The sequence below is a fragment of the Streptomyces litchfieldiae genome (assembly GCF_031845365.1).
Taxonomy (GTDB): Bacteria; Actinomycetota; Actinomycetes; order Streptomycetales; family Streptomycetaceae; genus Streptomyces; species Streptomyces litchfieldiae.
Genome location: NZ_JAVREL010000019.1, coordinates 47,300 through 65,283 on the forward strand (window position 1 = coordinate 47,300; position 17,984 = coordinate 65,283).

At 71.4% G+C, this 17,984-nt stretch carries 18 protein-coding genes and 2 tRNA genes; 14 read left to right on the plus strand and 6 right to left on the minus strand.

Translation table 11 applies throughout. The features are described 5' to 3' along the window. Window positions 1-951 (minus strand): NADP-dependent oxidoreductase, encoded by a 951-nt coding sequence (locus RM590_RS27095; protein ID WP_311707349.1) that lies wholly within the window; start codon window positions 949-951, stop codon window positions 1-3. Between the two features lie 101 nt (window positions 952-1,052). On the opposite strand from RM590_RS27095, the gene RM590_RS27100 reads away from it, so the two are divergent. Continuing rightward, window positions 1,053-1,754: a TetR/AcrR family transcriptional regulator gene (locus RM590_RS27100; protein WP_311707350.1), complete on the plus strand. Its 702-nt coding sequence runs from the start codon at window positions 1,053-1,055 to the stop codon at window positions 1,752-1,754. Between the two features lie 109 nt (window positions 1,755-1,863). On the opposite strand, the gene RM590_RS27105 is transcribed toward RM590_RS27100, so the two are convergent. Together RM590_RS27105 and RM590_RS27110 are read right to left on the minus strand one after the other, a co-directional pair. Next, window positions 1,864-1,937 (minus strand) — tRNA-Ile (locus tag RM590_RS27105). 199 nt (window positions 1,938-2,136) lie between these two features. Continuing rightward, window positions 2,137-2,209: transfer RNA gene (locus RM590_RS27110), tRNA-Asn, on the minus strand. 164 nt (window positions 2,210-2,373) lie between these two features. Between RM590_RS27110 and RM590_RS27115 the strand changes: the two genes are divergently transcribed. The 3 genes from RM590_RS27115 (at window position 2,374) to RM590_RS27125 (ending at window position 4,434) form a co-directional block, all read left to right on the plus strand. Then, window positions 2,374-2,640, plus strand: a complete 267-nt coding sequence (locus RM590_RS27115; RefSeq protein WP_311707351.1) for a hypothetical protein — start codon at window positions 2,374-2,376, stop codon at window positions 2,638-2,640. 110 nt (window positions 2,641-2,750) lie between these two features. Then, window positions 2,751-3,521, plus strand: a complete 771-nt coding sequence (locus RM590_RS27120; protein ID WP_311707352.1) for an IclR family transcriptional regulator — start codon at window positions 2,751-2,753, stop codon at window positions 3,519-3,521. Window positions 3,522-3,570: 49 nt separating this feature from the next. Continuing rightward, entirely contained in the window at window positions 3,571-4,434 is an 864-nt protein-coding gene (locus tag RM590_RS27125; RefSeq protein ID WP_311707353.1) for an SMP-30/gluconolactonase/LRE family protein, read from the plus strand. A 2-nt stretch (window positions 4,435-4,436) separates the two neighbouring features. Here the strand turns inward: RM590_RS27125 and RM590_RS27130 are convergent, their stop codons facing one another. Beyond that, window positions 4,437-4,733, minus strand: a complete 297-nt coding sequence (locus RM590_RS27130; RefSeq protein WP_311707354.1) for a hypothetical protein — start codon at window positions 4,731-4,733, stop codon at window positions 4,437-4,439. Window positions 4,734-4,758: 25 nt separating this feature from the next. Between RM590_RS27130 and RM590_RS27135 the strand changes: the two genes are divergently transcribed. The 10 genes from RM590_RS27135 (at window position 4,759) to RM590_RS27180 (ending at window position 16,650) form a co-directional block, all read left to right on the plus strand. Beyond that, complete coding sequence (locus RM590_RS27135; protein WP_311707445.1) at window positions 4,759-5,811, plus strand: NADP-dependent oxidoreductase; 1,053 nt, start codon at window positions 4,759-4,761, stop codon at window positions 5,809-5,811. A gap of 110 nt (window positions 5,812-5,921) precedes the next feature. Beyond that, window positions 5,922-7,268, plus strand: a complete 1,347-nt coding sequence (locus RM590_RS27140) for an extracellular solute-binding protein (RefSeq protein WP_311707355.1) — start codon at window positions 5,922-5,924, stop codon at window positions 7,266-7,268. Next, window positions 7,265-8,209, plus strand: a complete 945-nt coding sequence (locus tag RM590_RS27145; RefSeq protein ID WP_311707356.1) for a carbohydrate ABC transporter permease — start codon at window positions 7,265-7,267, stop codon at window positions 8,207-8,209. The genes RM590_RS27140 and RM590_RS27145 overlap by 4 nt, the downstream gene beginning before the upstream one ends. 5 nt (window positions 8,210-8,214) lie before the next feature. After that, window positions 8,215-9,099: a carbohydrate ABC transporter permease gene (locus RM590_RS27150; protein ID WP_394813985.1), complete on the plus strand. Its 885-nt coding sequence runs from the start codon at window positions 8,215-8,217 to the stop codon at window positions 9,097-9,099. A gap of 143 nt (window positions 9,100-9,242) precedes the next feature. After that, entirely contained in the window at window positions 9,243-10,580 is a 1,338-nt protein-coding gene (locus RM590_RS27155; RefSeq protein ID WP_311707357.1) for an extracellular solute-binding protein, read from the plus strand. Next, complete coding sequence (locus tag RM590_RS27160; RefSeq protein ID WP_311707358.1) at window positions 10,577-11,524, plus strand: carbohydrate ABC transporter permease; 948 nt, start codon at window positions 10,577-10,579, stop codon at window positions 11,522-11,524. The genes RM590_RS27155 and RM590_RS27160 overlap by 4 nt, the downstream gene beginning before the upstream one ends. Before the next feature lie 88 nt (window positions 11,525-11,612). Continuing rightward, window positions 11,613-12,464 carry a carbohydrate ABC transporter permease gene (locus RM590_RS27165; RefSeq protein WP_311707359.1) on the plus strand — a complete coding sequence of 284 codons (852 nt, stop codon included), beginning with the start codon at window positions 11,613-11,615 and terminating at the stop codon, window positions 12,462-12,464. Between the two features lie 155 nt (window positions 12,465-12,619). Continuing rightward, complete coding sequence (gene arfA, locus RM590_RS27170) at window positions 12,620-14,146, plus strand: arabinosylfuranosidase ArfA (protein ID WP_311707360.1); 1,527 nt, start codon at window positions 12,620-12,622, stop codon at window positions 14,144-14,146. 213 nt (window positions 14,147-14,359) lie between these two features. Next, a complete protein-coding gene (locus RM590_RS27175; protein ID WP_311707361.1) occupies window positions 14,360-16,081 on the plus strand; it encodes a PHP domain-containing protein in 1,722 nt (573 codons plus the stop codon). Further along, complete coding sequence (locus RM590_RS27180; protein WP_311707362.1) at window positions 16,078-16,650, plus strand: hypothetical protein; 573 nt, start codon at window positions 16,078-16,080, stop codon at window positions 16,648-16,650. The genes RM590_RS27175 and RM590_RS27180 overlap by 4 nt, the downstream gene beginning before the upstream one ends. A gap of 6 nt (window positions 16,651-16,656) precedes the next feature. Here RM590_RS27180 and RM590_RS27185 read toward each other — a convergent pair whose 3' ends face one another. Continuing rightward, the gene (locus RM590_RS27185; protein ID WP_311707363.1) at window positions 16,657-17,529 is read right to left on the minus strand and encodes an intradiol ring-cleavage dioxygenase; all 873 of its coding nucleotides are present in this window, start codon (window positions 17,527-17,529) and stop codon (window positions 16,657-16,659) included. Between the two features lie 76 nt (window positions 17,530-17,605). Beyond that, on the minus strand, window positions 17,606-17,950 hold the full coding sequence (locus RM590_RS27190) for a hypothetical protein (protein WP_311707364.1): 345 nt from the start codon (window positions 17,948-17,950) through the stop codon (window positions 17,606-17,608). Window positions 17,951-17,984: the final 34 nt, after the last annotated feature.

Consider the following 17,984-nt stretch of genomic DNA (forward strand, 5'->3'; position numbering starts at 1 on the left):
TCAGTTCTCCTTCCGGGAGCAGATGACGGCGACCTTGCCGGGCGCGCCGGAGCCGAACGCGGCGAAGGCGTCCGGGGCCTGCTCCAGGGAGTAGGTGGCGGTCACCGGGACGCGCAGCGCGCCGGAGACGACCTCGGCGGCCAGGGCGGTGAGGGTCCCAGCGGTTGGGTCGGCCATGATCGCGTGCGCGGTGACGTCCTGCCCCTGGACGGCGTCGGGGCCGAAGCCGAGGGTCGAGGCGAGCCGGCCGCCCGGCCGCAGCAGGCCCGCGAGCTGGGCGCCGTCGCCCGCCAGGTGCAGTACCGCGTCCACCCCGCCCGGGGCGATCGCGCGCACCTGGGCCGCGAGGTCGCCGGTGAAGTCGACGAGGTGGACCTCGGCGTTCGTCAGGGCGGTGACGAAGTCGGCCTGGGCGCCGGGGCGGGCGGTGGCGATCACCTTCGCGCCCCGCGCGGCGGCGAGCTGCACGGCCAGCGCGCCCACGCCACCGGTGGCACCGGACACCAGCAGCGTCTCGCCCGGCTTGAGGGCGATCGCGTCGATGCTGTCGTGTGCCGCCGTCCCGGCCACCCCCAGCGCGCCGGCGTCCCGGACGTCAAGGCCCTCGGGGATCGCCGCGACGCCGTGGCCGGCGGGCACGGTGACGTACTCGGCCAGCGACCCGGTGCCCAGGAACGGCTTCATGACCACACCGAAGACCGCGTCACCGACCGCGAAGCCCGCCACTCCCTCGCCGAGGGCCGCCACGGTGCCCGCGAAGTCCTTGCCCATCACCAGGGGGAAACGGTGCTCCATCGTTCCTCGTAGGTAGCCGGCCGCCGTCGCGGCGTCGAAGCCGTTCACGGAGGAGACGGCCACCTTCACCAGCAGCTCGCCGGCCTCGGGGCGCGGCAGGTCCACCTCACTCACCGTCGGGGTGGCGGGAACGGAGTCCAGGGTTACGGCACGCATGATCAACGTCCTCTCGGATAAGTGGAACGGGCTTCCCGTTTCTCTGTCGCCAGCGTAACAACACAAGTGGGCCGCCTGTTCCACTTCGCTAGGATGGGGGCATGACCGCATCCGCAGCTCCCGACGAGACCCCAGGTCAGAAGCCCGGAACGGGACTGCGCGCCGATGCCGAGCGCAACCGCGACCGCATCCTCGCCGCCGCCCGCCGCCTCTACGCCATCGAAGGACTCGGCGCGTCCATGGCCTCCGTCGCCCGCGAGGCCGGCGTCGGCAAGGCCACCCTCTCCCGTCGCTTCGCCACTCGCGAGGACCTCATCACCGCCGTCTTCGCCGACCGCATGGACGCCTACGCCACCGCCGTCACCGAAGCCCTCGCCGACCCCGACCCCTGGCACGGCTTCGTCGGCTACATCGAGGCCGTGTGTGCCATGCAGGCCGCCGACCGCGGCTTCGCGGACGTCCTGACCATGACCTTTCCCGCCGCCAAGGCCCTGGAGGCCCGCCGCACCGAGGCGTACAACGGCTTCGTCCACCTCATGGACCGCGCCAAGGCCATCGGCCACCTGCGCGAGGACTTCAGCTCGGAGGATCTCGTCATCCTGCTCATGGCCAACGCCGGCGTGGTGGCCGCCACCGGCGACGACGCCCCCGACTCCTGGCGCCGCCTCGTCGGCCACATGCTGCGCTCCTACGCCGCCCCCGGCGCGCCCCTGCCCCCGCTGCCGGGCATCCCCACCCCCACCAGCCTGTACCGGGCCATGATCCGGCTCGGCCGGCCGCAGGGCGCCGGGACCGAACGCTGAGCGTCCGGTTCACTGGAGGATCCGCCGCCGGCGGAACGAGTGGTGTGGTGCGGCCGACCGGGGGCCAGAGGTTCGACGCCGCATATGGCTCAAGACCGGAGCCGGTGGGTGGGGCGGGTGGGACTCGAACCCACGACCGACGGATTATGAGTCCGTTGCTCTAACCGGCTGAGCTACCGCCCCGCGACGGCGTGCCGCGCACATCTGTGCGCGCCGTCTGCCGCAGCATAGCTGCTCATACGATCTGCCGCCCGGGTTGGGGGGTGGTCGTACACAGGCTGGGACTGCGGATATGGGGTGATCGGTTCCCGGCGGGCGGGGAGTGATGCACGCGGATGAACAAAGGGCCCCGGACGGGGCCCTTCGCGCGATGCTGGTGATGCTCCCCCGACTGGACTCGAACCAGTAACCTGCCGGTTAACAGCCGGCTGCTCTGCCAATTGAGCTACAGGGGATCGCTCTGCTCCGGCCACTCCCTCATGCCTGGGGCGTGACTGCGTCGCGGGCCATACATTAGCGCATGTGAGGGGGTGCTTCGAAATCGGTATCCGGGGCTACCCGGTTACCGGCGGCGCGGCGTGCCAGGAGAAGATCGGGAGCGGGAGAAGGGAAGCGTCCCATGCGCAAGCTCACTTTCATCGCCGGTGTGGCGGTGGGCTACGTGCTCGGTGCCAGGGCCGGGCGGGAGCGGTACGAGCAGTTGCGGGAGGCCGCGGATCGGGTGCGGGCCAATCCGGCCGTGCGGAACGCCGTGGACTCCGCGGCGCTGTCCGGTCGGCAGGCCGCGGCGCGGGCGGCGGGGGTGGTCGCGGACCGGGCCGGTGACCGGCTGCCGGGCCCGGTGGCCCAGCGGCTGCGCTCGGTCGAGCGTCGAGGAGCCTCGTAACAGCGGACGTCCCGCCCATTGCCCCCGAAGCGGGCGGCTGGTTAGCGTATGTTCGGCATCCCGGCGCATGGTCGGGATGTCGAACATTTGTGTGGCGGAAGCCAACGGGCATGGGGCGTCGCGTGCCGGCGGTGAGCCGGGCGTTGGACATATTGGAGCTCTTCCTCGACGGGGACGGAACGCTGTCCGCTCCCGAGATCACCCGTCGGCTCCAACTGCCGCGGACCACGGTGCACGAGCTGGTCACCACGCTCGCCGCCCGGTCCTATCTGGTCCCGGTACCGGAGCAGCCGGGCCGGTACCGGCTCGGCGTGCGGACGTATCAGCTCGGCAGCCGGTACGCCGAGCAGCTCGATCTCGCGGCTGAGGGGCAGCAGGTGGCCCGGGCGGTGGCGGAGACCTGCGGCGAGACCGTGCACGTCGCGGTCCTGGAGAACGCCGATGTGATCTACATCGCGAAGGTGGACAGCACGCACGCCGTGCGCATGGTGTCCGCGGCCGGGCGCCGGCTGCCCGCGCACTGCACCGCGGTGGGCAAGATGCTGCTCGCCTCCCTGTCGCCGGAGGAGCTGGACGAGCGGCTGCCCGCCGGGGAGCTGCCCGCCATGACGCCGAACTCGATCACCTCCCCGACCGCGCTGCGCCGCACGCTGGCGGAGGTCCGGGAGCGCGGGCTGGCGTCCGAGCAGCGCGAGTCGAACCCGGACGTGAGCTGTGTGGCCGCGCCGGTCCGGGATCGCGCCGGGCGGGTGGTCGCGGCGCTGAGCATCTCGGTGCCGATGATCCGCTGGTCCCCGGAGCGCCAGGACGAGCTGGCGGATCTGGCGGTCAAGGGCGCCGGGCAGTTGTCGGAGCGGCTGGGCCATCACGCGCGCGACTGATGGGCGGATCCGAGGCACGAGCGGGCTGAGTGAGAGGAACGAGGCGAGCGTGGCGAGCGTTTCAGACGGACCGGAGATCGCGATACGGGCGCGGGCCGAGCTGGGGGAGGGCCCGACCTGGGACCCGGCGGAGGAGCGGCTGATCTGGGTGGACATCCTCTCGGCCCGGGTGCACCTCTTCGACCCGGCGACCGGCCGGCGCACCGTGACGACGACGGAGCAGCACGTGGGCGCGGCCAAGCCGCGGGCCGGCGGCGGCCTGGTGGTCAACCTCCGGGACGGCGTGGGCCTGTACGACACCGACGGCGCGTTCCGCTGGCTGCGGCACGAGCCGGTGCGGGGCCGCCGGGGCAACGACGCGGCGGTGGCGCCGGACGGTTCGCTGTGGGCCGGGACCATGCGGTACGACGAGGAGCCGGGCGGCGGCACGCTCAGCCGGGTGACCGGGAACGGGGCCGGTGAGACCGTTCTGCCGGACGTCGCGGTCAGCAACGGGCTCGGCTGGAGCCCGGACGGCTCGCTCATGTACTACATCGACACCCCGACCCGCCGCGTCGACGTCTTCACGGTGACACCGGACGGGGGCGTGACGAACCGCCGGCCGCTGGTGGACACCGGGGACGTCGCCGGCTTCCCCGACGGGATGACCGTGGACGCGGACGGCTGTCTGTGGGTGGCGTTCTGGGACGGCGGCGCGGTGCGCCGTTACACGCCGGAGGGGAAGCTCGACCGGACCGTCGAGGTGCCGGTGTCCCGGCCCACGGCCGCCGCGTTCGGCGGGGCCGGGCTGACCGATCTCTACATCACCACGGCGGCCGTCGGCACCGACCCCGGCCGCGAGCCGCTGGCCGGCTCGGTGCTGGTGCTGCCGGGCGCGGGGCGGGGGCTGGCGCAGGCGGCGTTCGCGGGGTGAGGCTATTCGCCTTCCGGGACGGGCTCGCCGACGTACATGCACAGGTATGCGATATCGGTGGACGGATCGGCCGGCTCGCTGGGAGTGGGGGCGGGGCACCTTGTGTCCCCGTCCTCCGGGTCCCCCCAGCCGAACTCCTCCCGGACGATCGCGCCGCCCAGGCCCTCCTCCGGCGTGGCCTCCGGTTGAATGGTTCCCGCGCCGGGTGGTGCCGGCGGCGCCTCCGGCAGTGTGCTGCAACCACTGGCGAGGGCGGCCGCGCCGAGCAGCGCGAGGGCGAAGTGGCGGCGTCGCGACATGCCGATGAGGCTACGCGGGCGGATCATGGTGCGTGAGCCCTGCACCCCCCTGGAGGTTCCCGTGGAACTGCCCGCCACCGGCCGTGAATGGCACCTGGTCGCCCGCCCCCGCGGGTGGCCCGTGCCGGAGGACTTCGCGCTGCGCCAGGAGCCGGTGCGGCCGCCGGGCCCGGGCAAGGTGCTGGTGCGCAACGAGTACCTGTCCGTCGATCCCTATATGCGCGGGCGGATGAACGACGTGAAGTCGTATGTGCCGCCCTACGAGCTGGACCGGCCCATGGAGGGCGGCGCGGTCGGCGTGGTCGTCGAGTCGGAGGCGCCCGAGTTCGCGCCCGGGGACCATGTGGTGCACGGGCTGGGCTGGCGGGAGTACGCCACGGTGGACGCCCGGCACGCCACCCGGGTCTCGCCCGACGACGCGCCGCTCACCGCGTATCTCGGGGTGCTCGGCATGACCGGGCTGACCGCGTACGCCGGGCTGCTGGAGGTGGCGCGGCTGCGCCCGGGGGATGTGGTCTTCGTGTCGGGCGCGGCCGGCGCGGTCGGCAGCCAGGCCGGGCAGATCGCCCGGCTCAAGGGTGCGAGCGGGGTCATCGGCAGCGCGGGCTCGGACGAGAAAGTGCGGCTGCTGACCGAGGAGTTCGGGTTCGACGCGGCGTTCAACTACCGGGCCGGGCCGGTCGCGGAGCAGCTCGCCGGGGTGGCGCCGGACGGGATCGACGTGTACTTCGACAACGTCGGCGGCGAGCATCTGGAGGCCGCACTCGGGGCGTTCAAGCTGCGTGGCCGGGCGGTGATCTGCGGCATGATCGCGCAGTACAACACGGCCGAGCCGCCGGCGGCGCCGCGCAACCTCGCGCAGATCGTCGGCAAGCGGCTGCGGCTGGAGGGCATGATCGTGAGCGATCACCTGGCGATCCGCCCGCAGTTCGTCGAGGAGGTCGGCGGCTGGGTGCGGTCCGGGGAGTTGAGGTTCCGCGAGACCGTCGTCGAGGGTGTCGAGAACGCGGTCGACGCCTTCCTCGGCATGCTGCGCGGGGAGAACGTCGGCAAGATGATCGTCAGCCTTCCGCACTGAGAATTTTCCTCCGTATCCGGCCAAACCGTTGACGGTGAGGTGCGTCACACCTACGTTCTCGTTCGTGTCTCCGATCTCCGTTCGAGATTACGAATTGCGAGGACGGCCGTATGCATCCACCATCCCTGCCACCGCCCGGCCCGAGCCGCCGGCGGGTGCTCGGTTCCGTCGCCGGACTCGGCGCCCTGGCCGCCCTCACGGCGGCCGGGTGCGCCGCGCCCAGCGGCGCCGGTTCGGGCCGGACCCTGTTGCGTTACTGGCATCTGTTCGGCGGCGGCGACGGCGTCAACATGGCCGCCATGCTGGACGCGTTCCGGCAGGAACACCCGGACATCGAGCTTGAAGCGGCCACCCTTCAGTGGGGGGCTCCGTACTACACGAAGCTCGGCATGGCCGGGGCCGGCGGGCGGGCGCCCGAGGTGGCGGTGCTCCACCTGGCCCGGCTCGCCGGGTTCGCCCCCGGGCGGCTGCTGAACGCCTTCGACCTGGACCTGCTGGCCGAGTACGGCGTCACCCCGGCCGACTTCCCCGAGGACCTGTGGCGGCGCGGGGCGGTGGACGGCGCGCAGTACGCCATCCCGCTCGACACGCACCCGATGGTCCTCTACTACAACACCGACATCTGCGAACGGGCCGAGCTGCTCGACGGCGACGGCCGGCTCCTGCCCATCGAGGGCCGGGAGGCGTTCAGCGCGGCGGTGCGCGCGGCGGGGGAGGTGACCGGGCGGCCGGGGCTGGTGATCGAGACGCTGGGCGCTGACACCATAGGCCCGTGGCGGATCTTCGCCACCTTCTACGCCCAGACCGGCGGCACCCTGCTCGGCGACGACGGGACGCGGATCACCCTCGACGACGCCAAGGCACTTGAAGTCCTGGAGTACATGCGGTCGTTGACCGCCGACGGGCTCGCCCCGCCGCAGGTCGACTACCAGGGCACGGTCGGCATCTTCAGCGCGGGCGACACGGGCTTCTTCCTCAACGGCGAGTGGGAGGTCTCCACCTTCACCAACACCGGGATGCCGTTCTCCATGGCGCGCGTGCCGAACCTCTTCGGCAGCGGCGCCGCCCAGGCCGACTGCCACTCCTTCGTGCTGCCCAACCAGAACGACCGCGGCGGCGCCACCAACGAGGCGGCCCACGCGTTCGTCGCCTGGATGCTCAGGCACTCAGTCGACTGGGCGGCCGGCGGTCATGTGCCGGCCTATCTGCCGACGCTGGAGGAGCCCGCCTATCTGGAGATGCACCCGCAGTCCGAGTACCGCTCCGTCATCGACGAGGTGGCGCTGGACCCGCCGGCCTGGTTCGCCGGCTCGGCGTCCATGCTGTGGCTGGAACTGGGCGCGGTCTTCTCCGGCGTGCTGACCGGCTCCCGATCGCCGCGGAACGCGCTGGAGGAGGCCCGTTCCCGGCTGGCGGACCTGCTGGACACACCGAGCCCGTTCGGGGAGACCGCATGACCATCACCGCCCAGCGGCCCGCCGAGGCGGCCGGCGCGACCGCCCCGCCGCGCGGCATACGCCGCCACTGGAGCGAGCACGGCCTCGCGTTCACCCTGCCCTTCCTGATCGTCTACGCGCTCTTCCTGGTGTGGCCCCTGCTGTGGGGCGTGCGGATGAGCCTGGGCAACAACGACATCGCCGGCACCCAGTCGGAGTTCGTCGGCCTGGACAACTACGTCGAGGCGATCCAGGACCCGGACGTCTGGTCCTCGCTGTGGAACACCGTCTGGTTCACCGTCCTGTCCACCGTGCCGCTCGTCGTCGTCGGCCTGGTGCTGGCGCTGCTCGCGCACCATCTGCGGTTCGTGAGCTGGCTGTGGCGGCTGAGCTGGTTCGCGCCGTTCCTGCTGCCGTCCGGCGTGGTCTGCCTGCTGTGGCTGTGGGTGATCTACCCCGCCGACTTCGGCTTCGCGGACCAACTGCTCAACGCCTTCGGGCTCCAGCCGGGCATCGGCTGGCTGACCGACACCCGGTACGCGATGCTCTCCATCGTGATCACCACCATCTGGTGGACGGTCGGCTTCAACTTCCTGCTGTACCTGGCGGCCCTCCAGGCCATCCCGAAGCATCTGTACGAGGCCGCCGAACTGGACGGCGCGGGGCCCTGGCAGCGGCTGCGCACGATCACGCTGCCGATGCTGAACCGCACCACGGGGGTCGTGCTGGTCCTCCAACTGCTGGCCTCGCTGAAGATCTTCGATCAGGTCTACATCATGACCAGCGGCGGGCCCGACGAGTCGACCCGGCCGATCCTCCAGTACGTCTACCAGTCGGGCTTCACCGGCTACCGGATCGGCTACGCGTCGGCGATCTCGTACATCTTCTTCGCGCTGATCGTGATCGTCTCGCTGATCCATCTGCGGCTGACCCGCCGGTCCCGTGAGGAGAATGCATCGTGAGCGCGTTGACCGTTGTGCGGAACGTCATCCGGCCGGGCGGCGACGAGGACGACGGCGGGCGCCGGGCCCGCTGGACGCGGGGGCGTGTCGCCCTGCTGATCTGTTCCCTCGTGCTGGCCGTGCTGTGGGTCCTGCCGCTGGCCTGGGCGCTGGCGACTTCGCTCAAGCCGGAGGACGAGACCACCGACACCGGGCTGAACTGGATCGGCTCGCGGATCACGTTCGACGCCTACCGGCAGGTGTGGGAGTCCGGCGATCTGACGCGCTGGATGTTCAACACCGCCTATATCGCGTCCATGACCACGCTGCTGACCGTGGTGCTGACGGCGATGGCGGCCTATGGGTTCAGCCGGACCGAGTTCCGCGGCCGGAAGGTGCTCTACGGGCTGGTGCTGGCCGGCATCATGGTGCCGCCGCAGGTGCTGATAGCCCCGCTGTTCGCCGAGATGGTCGCGCTGAACCTGGTGGACACCTACTGGGGTGTGATCCTGCCCCAAGTGGCCGTGCCCGCCATGGTGTTCATCCTGGTCAAGTTCTTCGAGGGGCTGCCGCGCGAACTCGAGGAGGCCGCCTACGTGGACGGCGCCGGGCGCTGGCGGGTGTTCTGGCAGATCGTCGTCCCGCTGTCCCGGCCGGTGCTGGCGGCCGTGGCGATCTTCACGTTCATCCAGACCTGGAACAACTTCCTGTGGCCGTTCCTGGTCACCACCGACCCCAACGCCATGACGCTGCCGGTCGGCCTGGTCAACGTCCAGTCCACGTACGGCGTCCGGTACGCCCAGGTGATGGCGTCCGTGATCATCGGCGGGCTGCCGCTGCTGATCGTGTTCGTGTTCTTCCAGCGGCAGATCGTGCGCGGTGTCGCGCACACCGGCATCGCCGGGCAGTAGCCGCCGACAGCGCTCCCCGAAACTTTTTTCGGGGAGTGCTGTTCAATCTGTTGACCTGAGTCGATTCAACTCCTAGCGTCCGTTCGGATCACCGATCGCTCTTCGATATCTCGAACAAGCAAAGGACAGTGGGGATGAGTCGCATGTCCCAACGCTCCCTGCCGCCCCCCGGACCGAGCCGCCGCGGCCTGCTGCGCGGCGTGGCCGGTCTGGGTGCGCTCGCCGCCCTCGGCTCCACAGCCGCCTGCGGCTCGGCCGCCTCCCTGGCCGGAGGGGAGAACCGGATCCAGTTCTGGAATCTCTTCAGCGGCGGCGACGGCGCGAACATGCGGGGCATGCTGGACCGGTTCCGGGCCGAGTTCCCCGGCATCCAGGTCGAGGACACCACCCTGGCCTGGGGCGACCGCTACTACACCAAGCTCGCCATGGCGGGCGCGGGCGGCCGGGCGCCGGAGGTCGGCGTGCTGCACCTCGGGCGGCTCGCCGGGTTCGCCCCCGGGCGGCTGCTGGACCCGATCGACACCGGGCTGCTGGCCGAACAGGGCGTGCGCCAGGAGGACTTCAACGCCACGCTGTGGGACCGGGCGACCATCGACGGCCAGCTCTACGGGCTGCCGCTGGACATCCACCCCTCGACGTTCTACTACAACCGGGCCGCGTGCGAGCCGGCCGGGCTGCTCGACGGCGACGGCCGGCTGGTCGAACTCACCGGCACCGAGGCGTTCCTCGACGCGCTGGACGCCGTGCGGGAGGTCATCGGCCAGTCCCCGCTGGGCTGGAACGCGCTGATGCCGGGCGAGTGCTGGTGGACGTTTGTCGGCCTGTACGCCCAGACCGGCGGCACCATCCTCAGCGACGACGGCGCCGAGATCACCCTGGACGACGACCGGGCCGAGGAAGTGCTCGCGTTCATGGCCCGGCTGGTCGCCGAGGAATACGCCGTCCCCGGCCAGGACCTGGTCGGCTACCTCGTCAACGGCGGCGGCTTCGTCCTCTTCGGCAACTGGCTCGTGGTCGACTTCCAGATGGCCGGCCTGGACTTCGGCGCCCGGCCCTACCCGACGCTCTTCGGGCAGCCCGCCACCCAGGCCGAGTCCCACATCCTCGTCCTGCCCCACCAGGAGGGCCGCGGCGGCGGCGCCAACGAGGCGGCGCACACGCTCATTTCCTGGCTGGTCAAGAACAGCCTGTCCTGGGCGGAGGCCAGCCATGTGCCGGCCTATCTGCCGGTGCTCCAGGACCCCGAGTACCTGGCGATGGAACCGCAGTCGGAGTACCGCGGCGCCATGGACATCGCCGCGTTCGACCCGCCGGCCTGGTTCTGCGGGACCTCCTCCCGGGTCCAGGCCGACGTCGGCGTGTACCTCTCCGCCGCGGCCATGGGCTCGGTCACCCCCGCCGAGGGCGTCGCGAACATCCGCTCGGCCCTGCGCGACCTGCTCGACACCCGTAACCCCTTCGGCGAAGGGATCTCGTCGTGACCACCATCGCCCCCGCCACCCCGGCCTCCTCCGCCACCCGCCCGGCCGGCGAGCGCGCCGCCGGGGACGGCGTCCGCGCCCGGCTCGGCCGCGTCTTCCAGCACGGCGGCTGGTTCGTCGCGCCGTTCCTGGTCGTCTACGCGCTGTTCCTGATCTGGCCGCTGGTCTCCGGGCTCTGGTACAGCCTCAACGAGACCAACCTGGCCGGCATCAACACCGAGTTCATCGGCCTCGACAACTACCGCGAGGCGCTGGGCGACGACCAGATGTGGGACTCCCTCGGCAATACCCTCAGGTTCACCGCCATGATCACGCCGCTGATCGTGATCGTCGCCTTCGGCCTGGCGCTGCTCGCGCACAACATCAAGCACGGCAAGTGGTTCTGGCGGCTGGCCTTCTTCGCGCCGTTCCTGCTGCCCTCGGCCGTCATGGCCGAGCTGTGGCGCTGGCTGTACGAGCCGGACTTCGGGCTGCTCAACAACACCCTGAACGAGCGCGTGCCCTGGCTGCTGGAGGGCGACTGGGCGATGTTCTCCATGGTGCTGGCCACGCTGTGGTGGACCGTGGGCTTCAGCTTCCTGCTCTACCTCGCCGCCCTCCAGTCCATCCCGGACCACCTCTACGAGGCGGCGGCGCTGGACGGCGCGGGTCCGTTCAAGCGGATGTGGCACATCACGGTGCCGATGGTCCGCAACATCACCGGCCTCATCGTGGTCCTCCAGATCCTGGCGTCGCTCCAGGTCTTCGACCAGATCTTCCTGATCAACGAGGGCGGTCCGAACAACGAGACCCGGCCGGTGGTGCAGTACATCATCCAGCAGGGCTTCACCGGCTACCGGATCGGCTACGCCTCCGCCATCTCGTACATCGTCTTCGTCCTGATCGTCGCCGTCACGCTGCTGCGGCTGTGGATGGTGCGCAACCGTTCCGAGGAGAACTCGTGAGTGACGCACGCGCGGCTGCCCAGCCGCGGCCAACGACGATTCCCGCGGAATGCCGCGCGGGCGGAGAAACGAACAATGAGGAGATGCGATGAGTTCGCCCGGCTTCGCCGTGAAGGTGCGCCGCAACGCTGGCCAGATCGTGCTGACCTCGATCGGCACCCTGCTCGCCGCGCTGTGGCTGGTGCCGTTCGCCTGGGCGCTGTCCACCTCGTTCAAGCCCGAGGGCGACACCCAGAAACTGCCGCTGAGCTGGATCCAGTCCAACATGAACCTGGACGCCTACCGCAGCGTCCTCAGCACCGGCAACCTCCCCAAGTGGCTGCTCAACTCCGTGATCATCTCCACCGGGGTGACCGTCCTGACGGTGGTCGTCTCGGCGCTGGCCGCCTATGGCTTCGCCCGCACCAACTTCCGTTTCAAACGTGCCCTGTTCGGCCTGACGCTCGCCGGGATCATGGTGCCCGGCACGGTGATCACCGCGCCGCTGTTCGCCAATGTGCGGACCATGGGCCTGGTGGACACGTACTGGGGCGTGATCCTGCCGCAGGTGTCGGCGCCGGCGATGGTCTTCATCCTGTTCAAGTTCTTCCAGGGGATACCCCGGGAGCTGGAGGAGGCCGCCACGATTGACGGCGCCGGGCGCTGGCGGATCTTCCTCCAGGTGGTGCTGCCGCTGTCCCGGCCGGTGCTGGCCGCGGTGTCGATCTTCACCTTCATCGGGTCCTGGAACAACTTCATGTGGCCCTATCTGGTGACCACCGACCCGGATCTGGCGACCCTCCCGGTCGGCCTGGCCACCGTGCAGTCCTCGTTCGGCATCCGCTGGGCCCAGTTGATGTCCGGGGCGCTGCTGGCCGCGCTGCCGCTGCTGATCGTGTTCGTGTTCTTCCAGCGGCAGATCGTGCGCGGTGTCGCGCACACCGGCATCGCCGGGCAGTAGCGCCGGGACACGTCCCGGACCCGTGGGAGCGATCCGCCGTCGACCCGTTGACGGCGGATCGTTCCCGTTCTAAGTTCTTTTTTGTTCGAAGTAGCGACCGTTGCACGAAATTACGAACAATCGCGAACAACCCGCGAGCGATTCCAGGGACCCGCATGAGCGACGCACCGCACACCGCCCGTTTCACCCTCGACCCCGCCTTCGCCGTCTCACCGGTGGATCCGCGGCTCTTCGGCTCCTTCGTGGAGCACCTGGGCCGCTGCGTCTACACGGGCATCTACGAGCCCGGGCACCCCACCGCCGACGAGGCCGGGCTGCGCGGGGACGTGCTGGACCTGATCCGCGAGCTGGGCGTGACCGCCCTGCGCTACCCGGGCGGCAACTTCGTCTCCGGCTACAAGTGGGAGGACGGCGTCGGCCCCAAGGAGTCGCGCCCGCGCCGGCTGGACCTGGCCTGGCGGTCCACCGAGACCAACCAGTTCGGGCTGGGCGAGTTCATCGACTTCGTCCGCAAGGTCGGCGGCGAGCCGATGATGGCGCTCAACCTCGGCACGCGCGGCGTCGCCGAGGCCATCGAGCTCCAGGAGTACGCCAACCACCCCGGCGGCACCGAGCTGTCCGAGCGCCGCATCGCCCATGGCGACAAGCACCCCTACGGCATCCGGCTGTGGTGCCTGGGCAACGAGATGGACGGGCCCTGGCAGACCGGCCACAAGACCGCCGAGGAGTACGGCCGTCTCGCCGCCGAAACGGCCCGCGCCATGCGGCAGATCGACCCGGACGTGGAGCTGGTGGCCTGCGGCAGCTCGGCACAGGGCATGCCCACCTTCGCCGCCTGGGAGTCGACGGTCCTGGAGCACTCCTACGACCTGGTGGACCACATCTCCCTGCACGCCTACTACTACGAGCGCGACGGCGACCGGGACTCGTTCCTCGCCTCCGCCGTGGACACCGAGTCGTTCATCGAGAACGTCGTGGCCACCGCCGACCACGTGGGCGCCAAGCTGAAGTCGAAGAAGCGGATCAACCTCTCCTTCGACGAGTGGAACGTCTGGTACCAGGACGGCAGCGCCCCCACCCTCTCCGGCGAGGGCCGGGGCGAGGACTGGGCCGAGGCGCCCCGGCTGCTGGAGGACAACTACAGCGTCACCGACGCCGTCGTCTTCGGCTCGCTGCTGATCGCCCTGCTCCGGCACGCCGACCGCGTCAAGGTCGCCTGCCTGGCCCAACTGGTCAACGTCATCGCCCCCATCGCCACCGAGCCCGGCGGCGCGGCGTGGAAGCAGACCACGTTCCACCCGTTCGCCCAGGCGTCGAAGTACGGCCGCGGCACGGTGCTCGACGTCCGGGCCGAGAGCCCCCGGCACACCACCAAGCAGTTCGGTGAGGTGGACCTGCTGCACGCGACGGCCGTGCGCGACGAGGCCACCGGCGCCGTCACCGTCTTCGCCGTCAACCGCGACCAGCACCGCGCGCTGCCGCTGGAGGTCACCCTGCACGGCCTCGGCCTGACCGAAGTGGCCGAGCACAGCGTTCTGTCGGACGCAGACGCGGACGCCCGCAACACCGCCGCCGAGCCGGACCGGGTCACCCCGCACGCGGGCACCGGCACGGCGCTGTCCGACGGCGTGCTGACCGCCACCCTCGAACCGCTCTCCTGGAACGTCATCCGGCTGGCCTGACGCCAAGCGACCCCATGCCGGGACCGCCGCCGCCTCTGGAGCCTTGAGCCGGGCCGCGGCGGTCCCTCAATTCCGGCCGTCCCTCCGGTCAGTCCCGGCTGGCCGGTCAGGCAATCGGCGGGCGGACGACCCGTGGACATCACCCGCCGTTCACCCCACACCTCAAGAGTGCGTCCGGCAGCAACGCAGCCACGAACCACCTGGGGAGCGAGCATGGGCCACGGCCACGGGCATCATCACCACCATCACGACCACGACCACGATCACGACCACGAGACGGAGTCCAGACCGCTGCCCGCGGCGCTGGACCTGTCCGTGCCGGACGGCGAACTGACCCCCGACCAGATGTCCCGCCGCTCCATGCTGCGCCGGGCCGGTCTGCTCGGCGCCGGCGCCGCCGGGGCGAGCGTCCTGGCGGGCGCGGGCAGCGCCGCGGCCCAGGCCCTGGCCGCCCCGGCCGGGCGCGGCGGCGACGAGCGTGGCGACCGGCTGCTCTGGCTGGCCGGCGACCACCACATCCACACCCAGTACAGCCCCGACGGCCAGTACCGGGTCGTCGACCAGGTCGGCAACGGCGCCCGGTTCGGCCTGGACTGGATGGTCATCACCGACCACGGCAACGTCAACCACTCCCGCATCGGCGTGGAGAAGGTCAACCCGGACATCCGTGAGGCGCGCGACCGTTACGAGGACACCCTCGTCTTCCAGGGCCTGGAGTGGAACATCCCGGCCGCCGAGCACGGCACCGTCTTCGTGCACCCGGGCAACAACGAGGTCTCCGTCCTCAAGCAGTTCGAGACGGACTACGACGGCGGCGTCAAGGGCGCCACCGACAACACGCCCGCCAACGAGGCCCTGGCGATCGCCGGCCTCAACTTCCTCGCCGAGCAGATCCAGCGCCGCAAGGTCAAGGACGCGCTCATGCTGGCCAACCACCCCGCCCGGCAGGGCGTGGACTCCCCGCACGAGATCCGCGGCTGGCGCGACGCGCAGCCGCGCATCGCCGTCGGCTTCGAGGGCGCCCCCGGCCACCAGGCCTCCGGCATCCCCGCCCCGCACGGTGCCGGCAGCGGCCGCGGCTACTACACCAGCAGCCCCGGCGCCCGGTCCTTCCCCGGCTACCCGGCCGAGAGCTACCGCACCTGGGGCGGCTTCGACTGGATGACCGCCACCGTCGGCGGCCTGTGGGACAGCCTGCTCGCCGAGGGCAAGCCGTGGTGGATCACCGCCAACTCGGACTCGCACGTCAACTACGCCGACACCTCCAGCCGCCCGGCGGGCTCCAACTACGACGCCAACGGCTACCACGGCGACCCCGTCTACCGCGGCTCCGGGCTCAACCTGACGGCCGGCGACTTCTGGCCCGGCCAGTACAGCCGCACCCACGTCGGCTCCTACGGCTTCTCCTACGCCGCCGTGATGGAGGGCATCCGCGCCGGCCGGATCTGGGTCGACCACGGCGGCCTGATCTCCGGCATCAACGCCCGCGTGCGCGGCGGCAACCGCTCGGCGACCCTGGGCGGCTCGCTGCACGTCCGGCGCGGCACGGACGTCGAGCTGAGCCTGGAGATCTCCCTGGCGAACGGCCCCAACTGGGCGCAGTTCGTGCCGAAGCTGGCCCGGGTGGACGTCATCCGCGGCGCGGTCACCGGCGCGGTGAGCGACAAGGACACCTTCCACGCGCCCGAGACGAAGGTCGTGAAGTCGTTCGAGGTCAACGAGTCCACCGGCAGCGTCCGGCTGACCTACCGGCTCGGCCGCGTCGAGAACCCGCTGTACCTCCGGGTGCGCGGCACCGACGGCAACCGTTCCCAGCCCGGTCTGAACGGCTCGGACGTGGACCCGGCCGGCCCCGCGCTGGACGTGCTGGGCGACGCCGACCCGTGGCTGGACCTGTGGTTCTACACCAACCCGATCTGGGTGCTGCCCGAGTGACCGTGATCGGCCTGGACGGCGGCGCCCGGACCCCGCGCGAGGCGGACCACCTGCTGCACCGGCTGGCCGGCCTGCTCCCGCTGCCGGCCGGTGCGCTGGGCTGCACCCACCAGGTGCGCGCCCCCGAGCCGCGGCTCGCGGTCTCCCTGACGCTGCCCGACGAGGGCACCGCGCGGTCGGTCCTCGACCGGCTGCGCGGCGCCGGGGCGGACGCCCCTTCCGCGGTGTGGGGCGAGCGGTGGCTGCCCGGCGCGGCGGGCAGCCGGGCCGGCGCCGAGGCGGCGGCCACCGCCGCCGCCTCCGGGACCGGCCGGGCGGTGCTGTTCCCCGGCTGGGACTCGCTCACCGGCAGCCTCACGCTGGCCGAACTGTTCGACCGGACGGCCATCAGCCGCGCCGAGGTGCTGGGCGGCACGGTGCCCGAGGCGTCGGCCGTGCTGGACACCCGCGGCCATGTGCGGCCCGAACGGGCGGACGGCGCCCTGCTGTTGCGGCTGATGCCGGTGCGCGGCGGCGGCTATGTCCCGTTCGAGATCCCCGACCCGCACCCCTGCTGCGGCGTTCACTAGGAAACGCTAGGACTGGGGTGGCGCGGGCGGCTCCTCGCCGCCGCCCGCCCCGCCGCCCCCGTCGTTCTCCGCGTCCGGATCGATGCCCAGGATCAGCGTGCCCAGATAGCCGTCGCCGGACTTCTCCATGGCCAGCAGCCCGTCGGCGGTGCCGCCGCCCTGATAGATCGAGTCCTCGTCCAGGGTCATCGGCCCGTCCCCGGTGTGCCGGGAGTACGGTTCGCTCTGGTTCACGCTCGTGACGATGTCGTCCGCGAAGAAGAGCTGGCCGGTGAAGTTCACGGTGCCGCCCTCGTAACCGCCGTCCTCCCGTTCCCCGCCGGTGTGCACCTTCACATGGATGTGCGTGGTGCGCCCGCTGTACCAGCCGGGCACGATCGTGGTGAACTCCACCGTCCCGTCCTCGCCCGCCACCTGGAAGCCGCGCAGGAACGTCTCCGGGTCCGCGCCGCTGCCGTCCTCGCTCTCGGCGGGCACCTCGCCGCCGGGCGAGTTCTCCGTGTAGCCCGAGTAGTAGCCCCAGGCGTCGCAGTGCCAGATCTCCACCGCCGCGCCGGGCACCGGGGCACAGGCCTCGGTGGTGTCCTGGACGGTCAGGCGCAGCGTCAGCGGCACGCCGGTCTTGCCGTCCGTGATGTCCGCGCGGATCATCGCGCCGTCCAGGTAGTAGGGCCCCTCGGTCAGGTTGGTGGTCAGCACGCACTGCGCGGAGGTGGTGGCACCGCCCTCGGTCGCGGCGGCCTCGCCGGTGGATTCCGCGCCGGAGCCGGCGGGGGCGGAGGAGTCGCACGCGGCCAGCGCGAGGCCGGCCACGCCCGCGCCGGAGAGGGCGAGCATGCGGCGTCTGCTGAATTCGCAGGGAGTCTCGTTCGTGCTCATGACGCGCACGCTACGGTTCACGAATGAGAATTCTTTGAGCGTCGGGTGAGAATCGCCCAGTGGGTCGCGGCGGGGCCTACGACATGGGCGGCGGCATGCCCTCCGCCTCGGCGGCGGCCTCGGCCTCCTCCACGTCCTCCCGGGCCACCGTGCACACCACGTGGCCGTCCCGGGTGTCCGCCACCACCGTGTCCCCGGGCCGCGCCTCCGCGCTGGCCAGCAGCGCGTCGAGCCGGTCGTTCACCTGGGTCCGGATCGTGCGGTGCAACGGCTGGGGGCTCGGCTCGGCCAGCAGCTCGCGGGCCGCCTCGGTGACCTCCAGGCGCACGCCCCGGGAACGCAGCCGGCGGGCGTCGCGGTCCAGCAGCAGATCGACCATCCGGCCGCGGTCGTCGGGGGTGAGGGGCTGGGCCTGTCGCACTCCCTCAGTGCACCAACGCGCCGCCCGTCCCGCA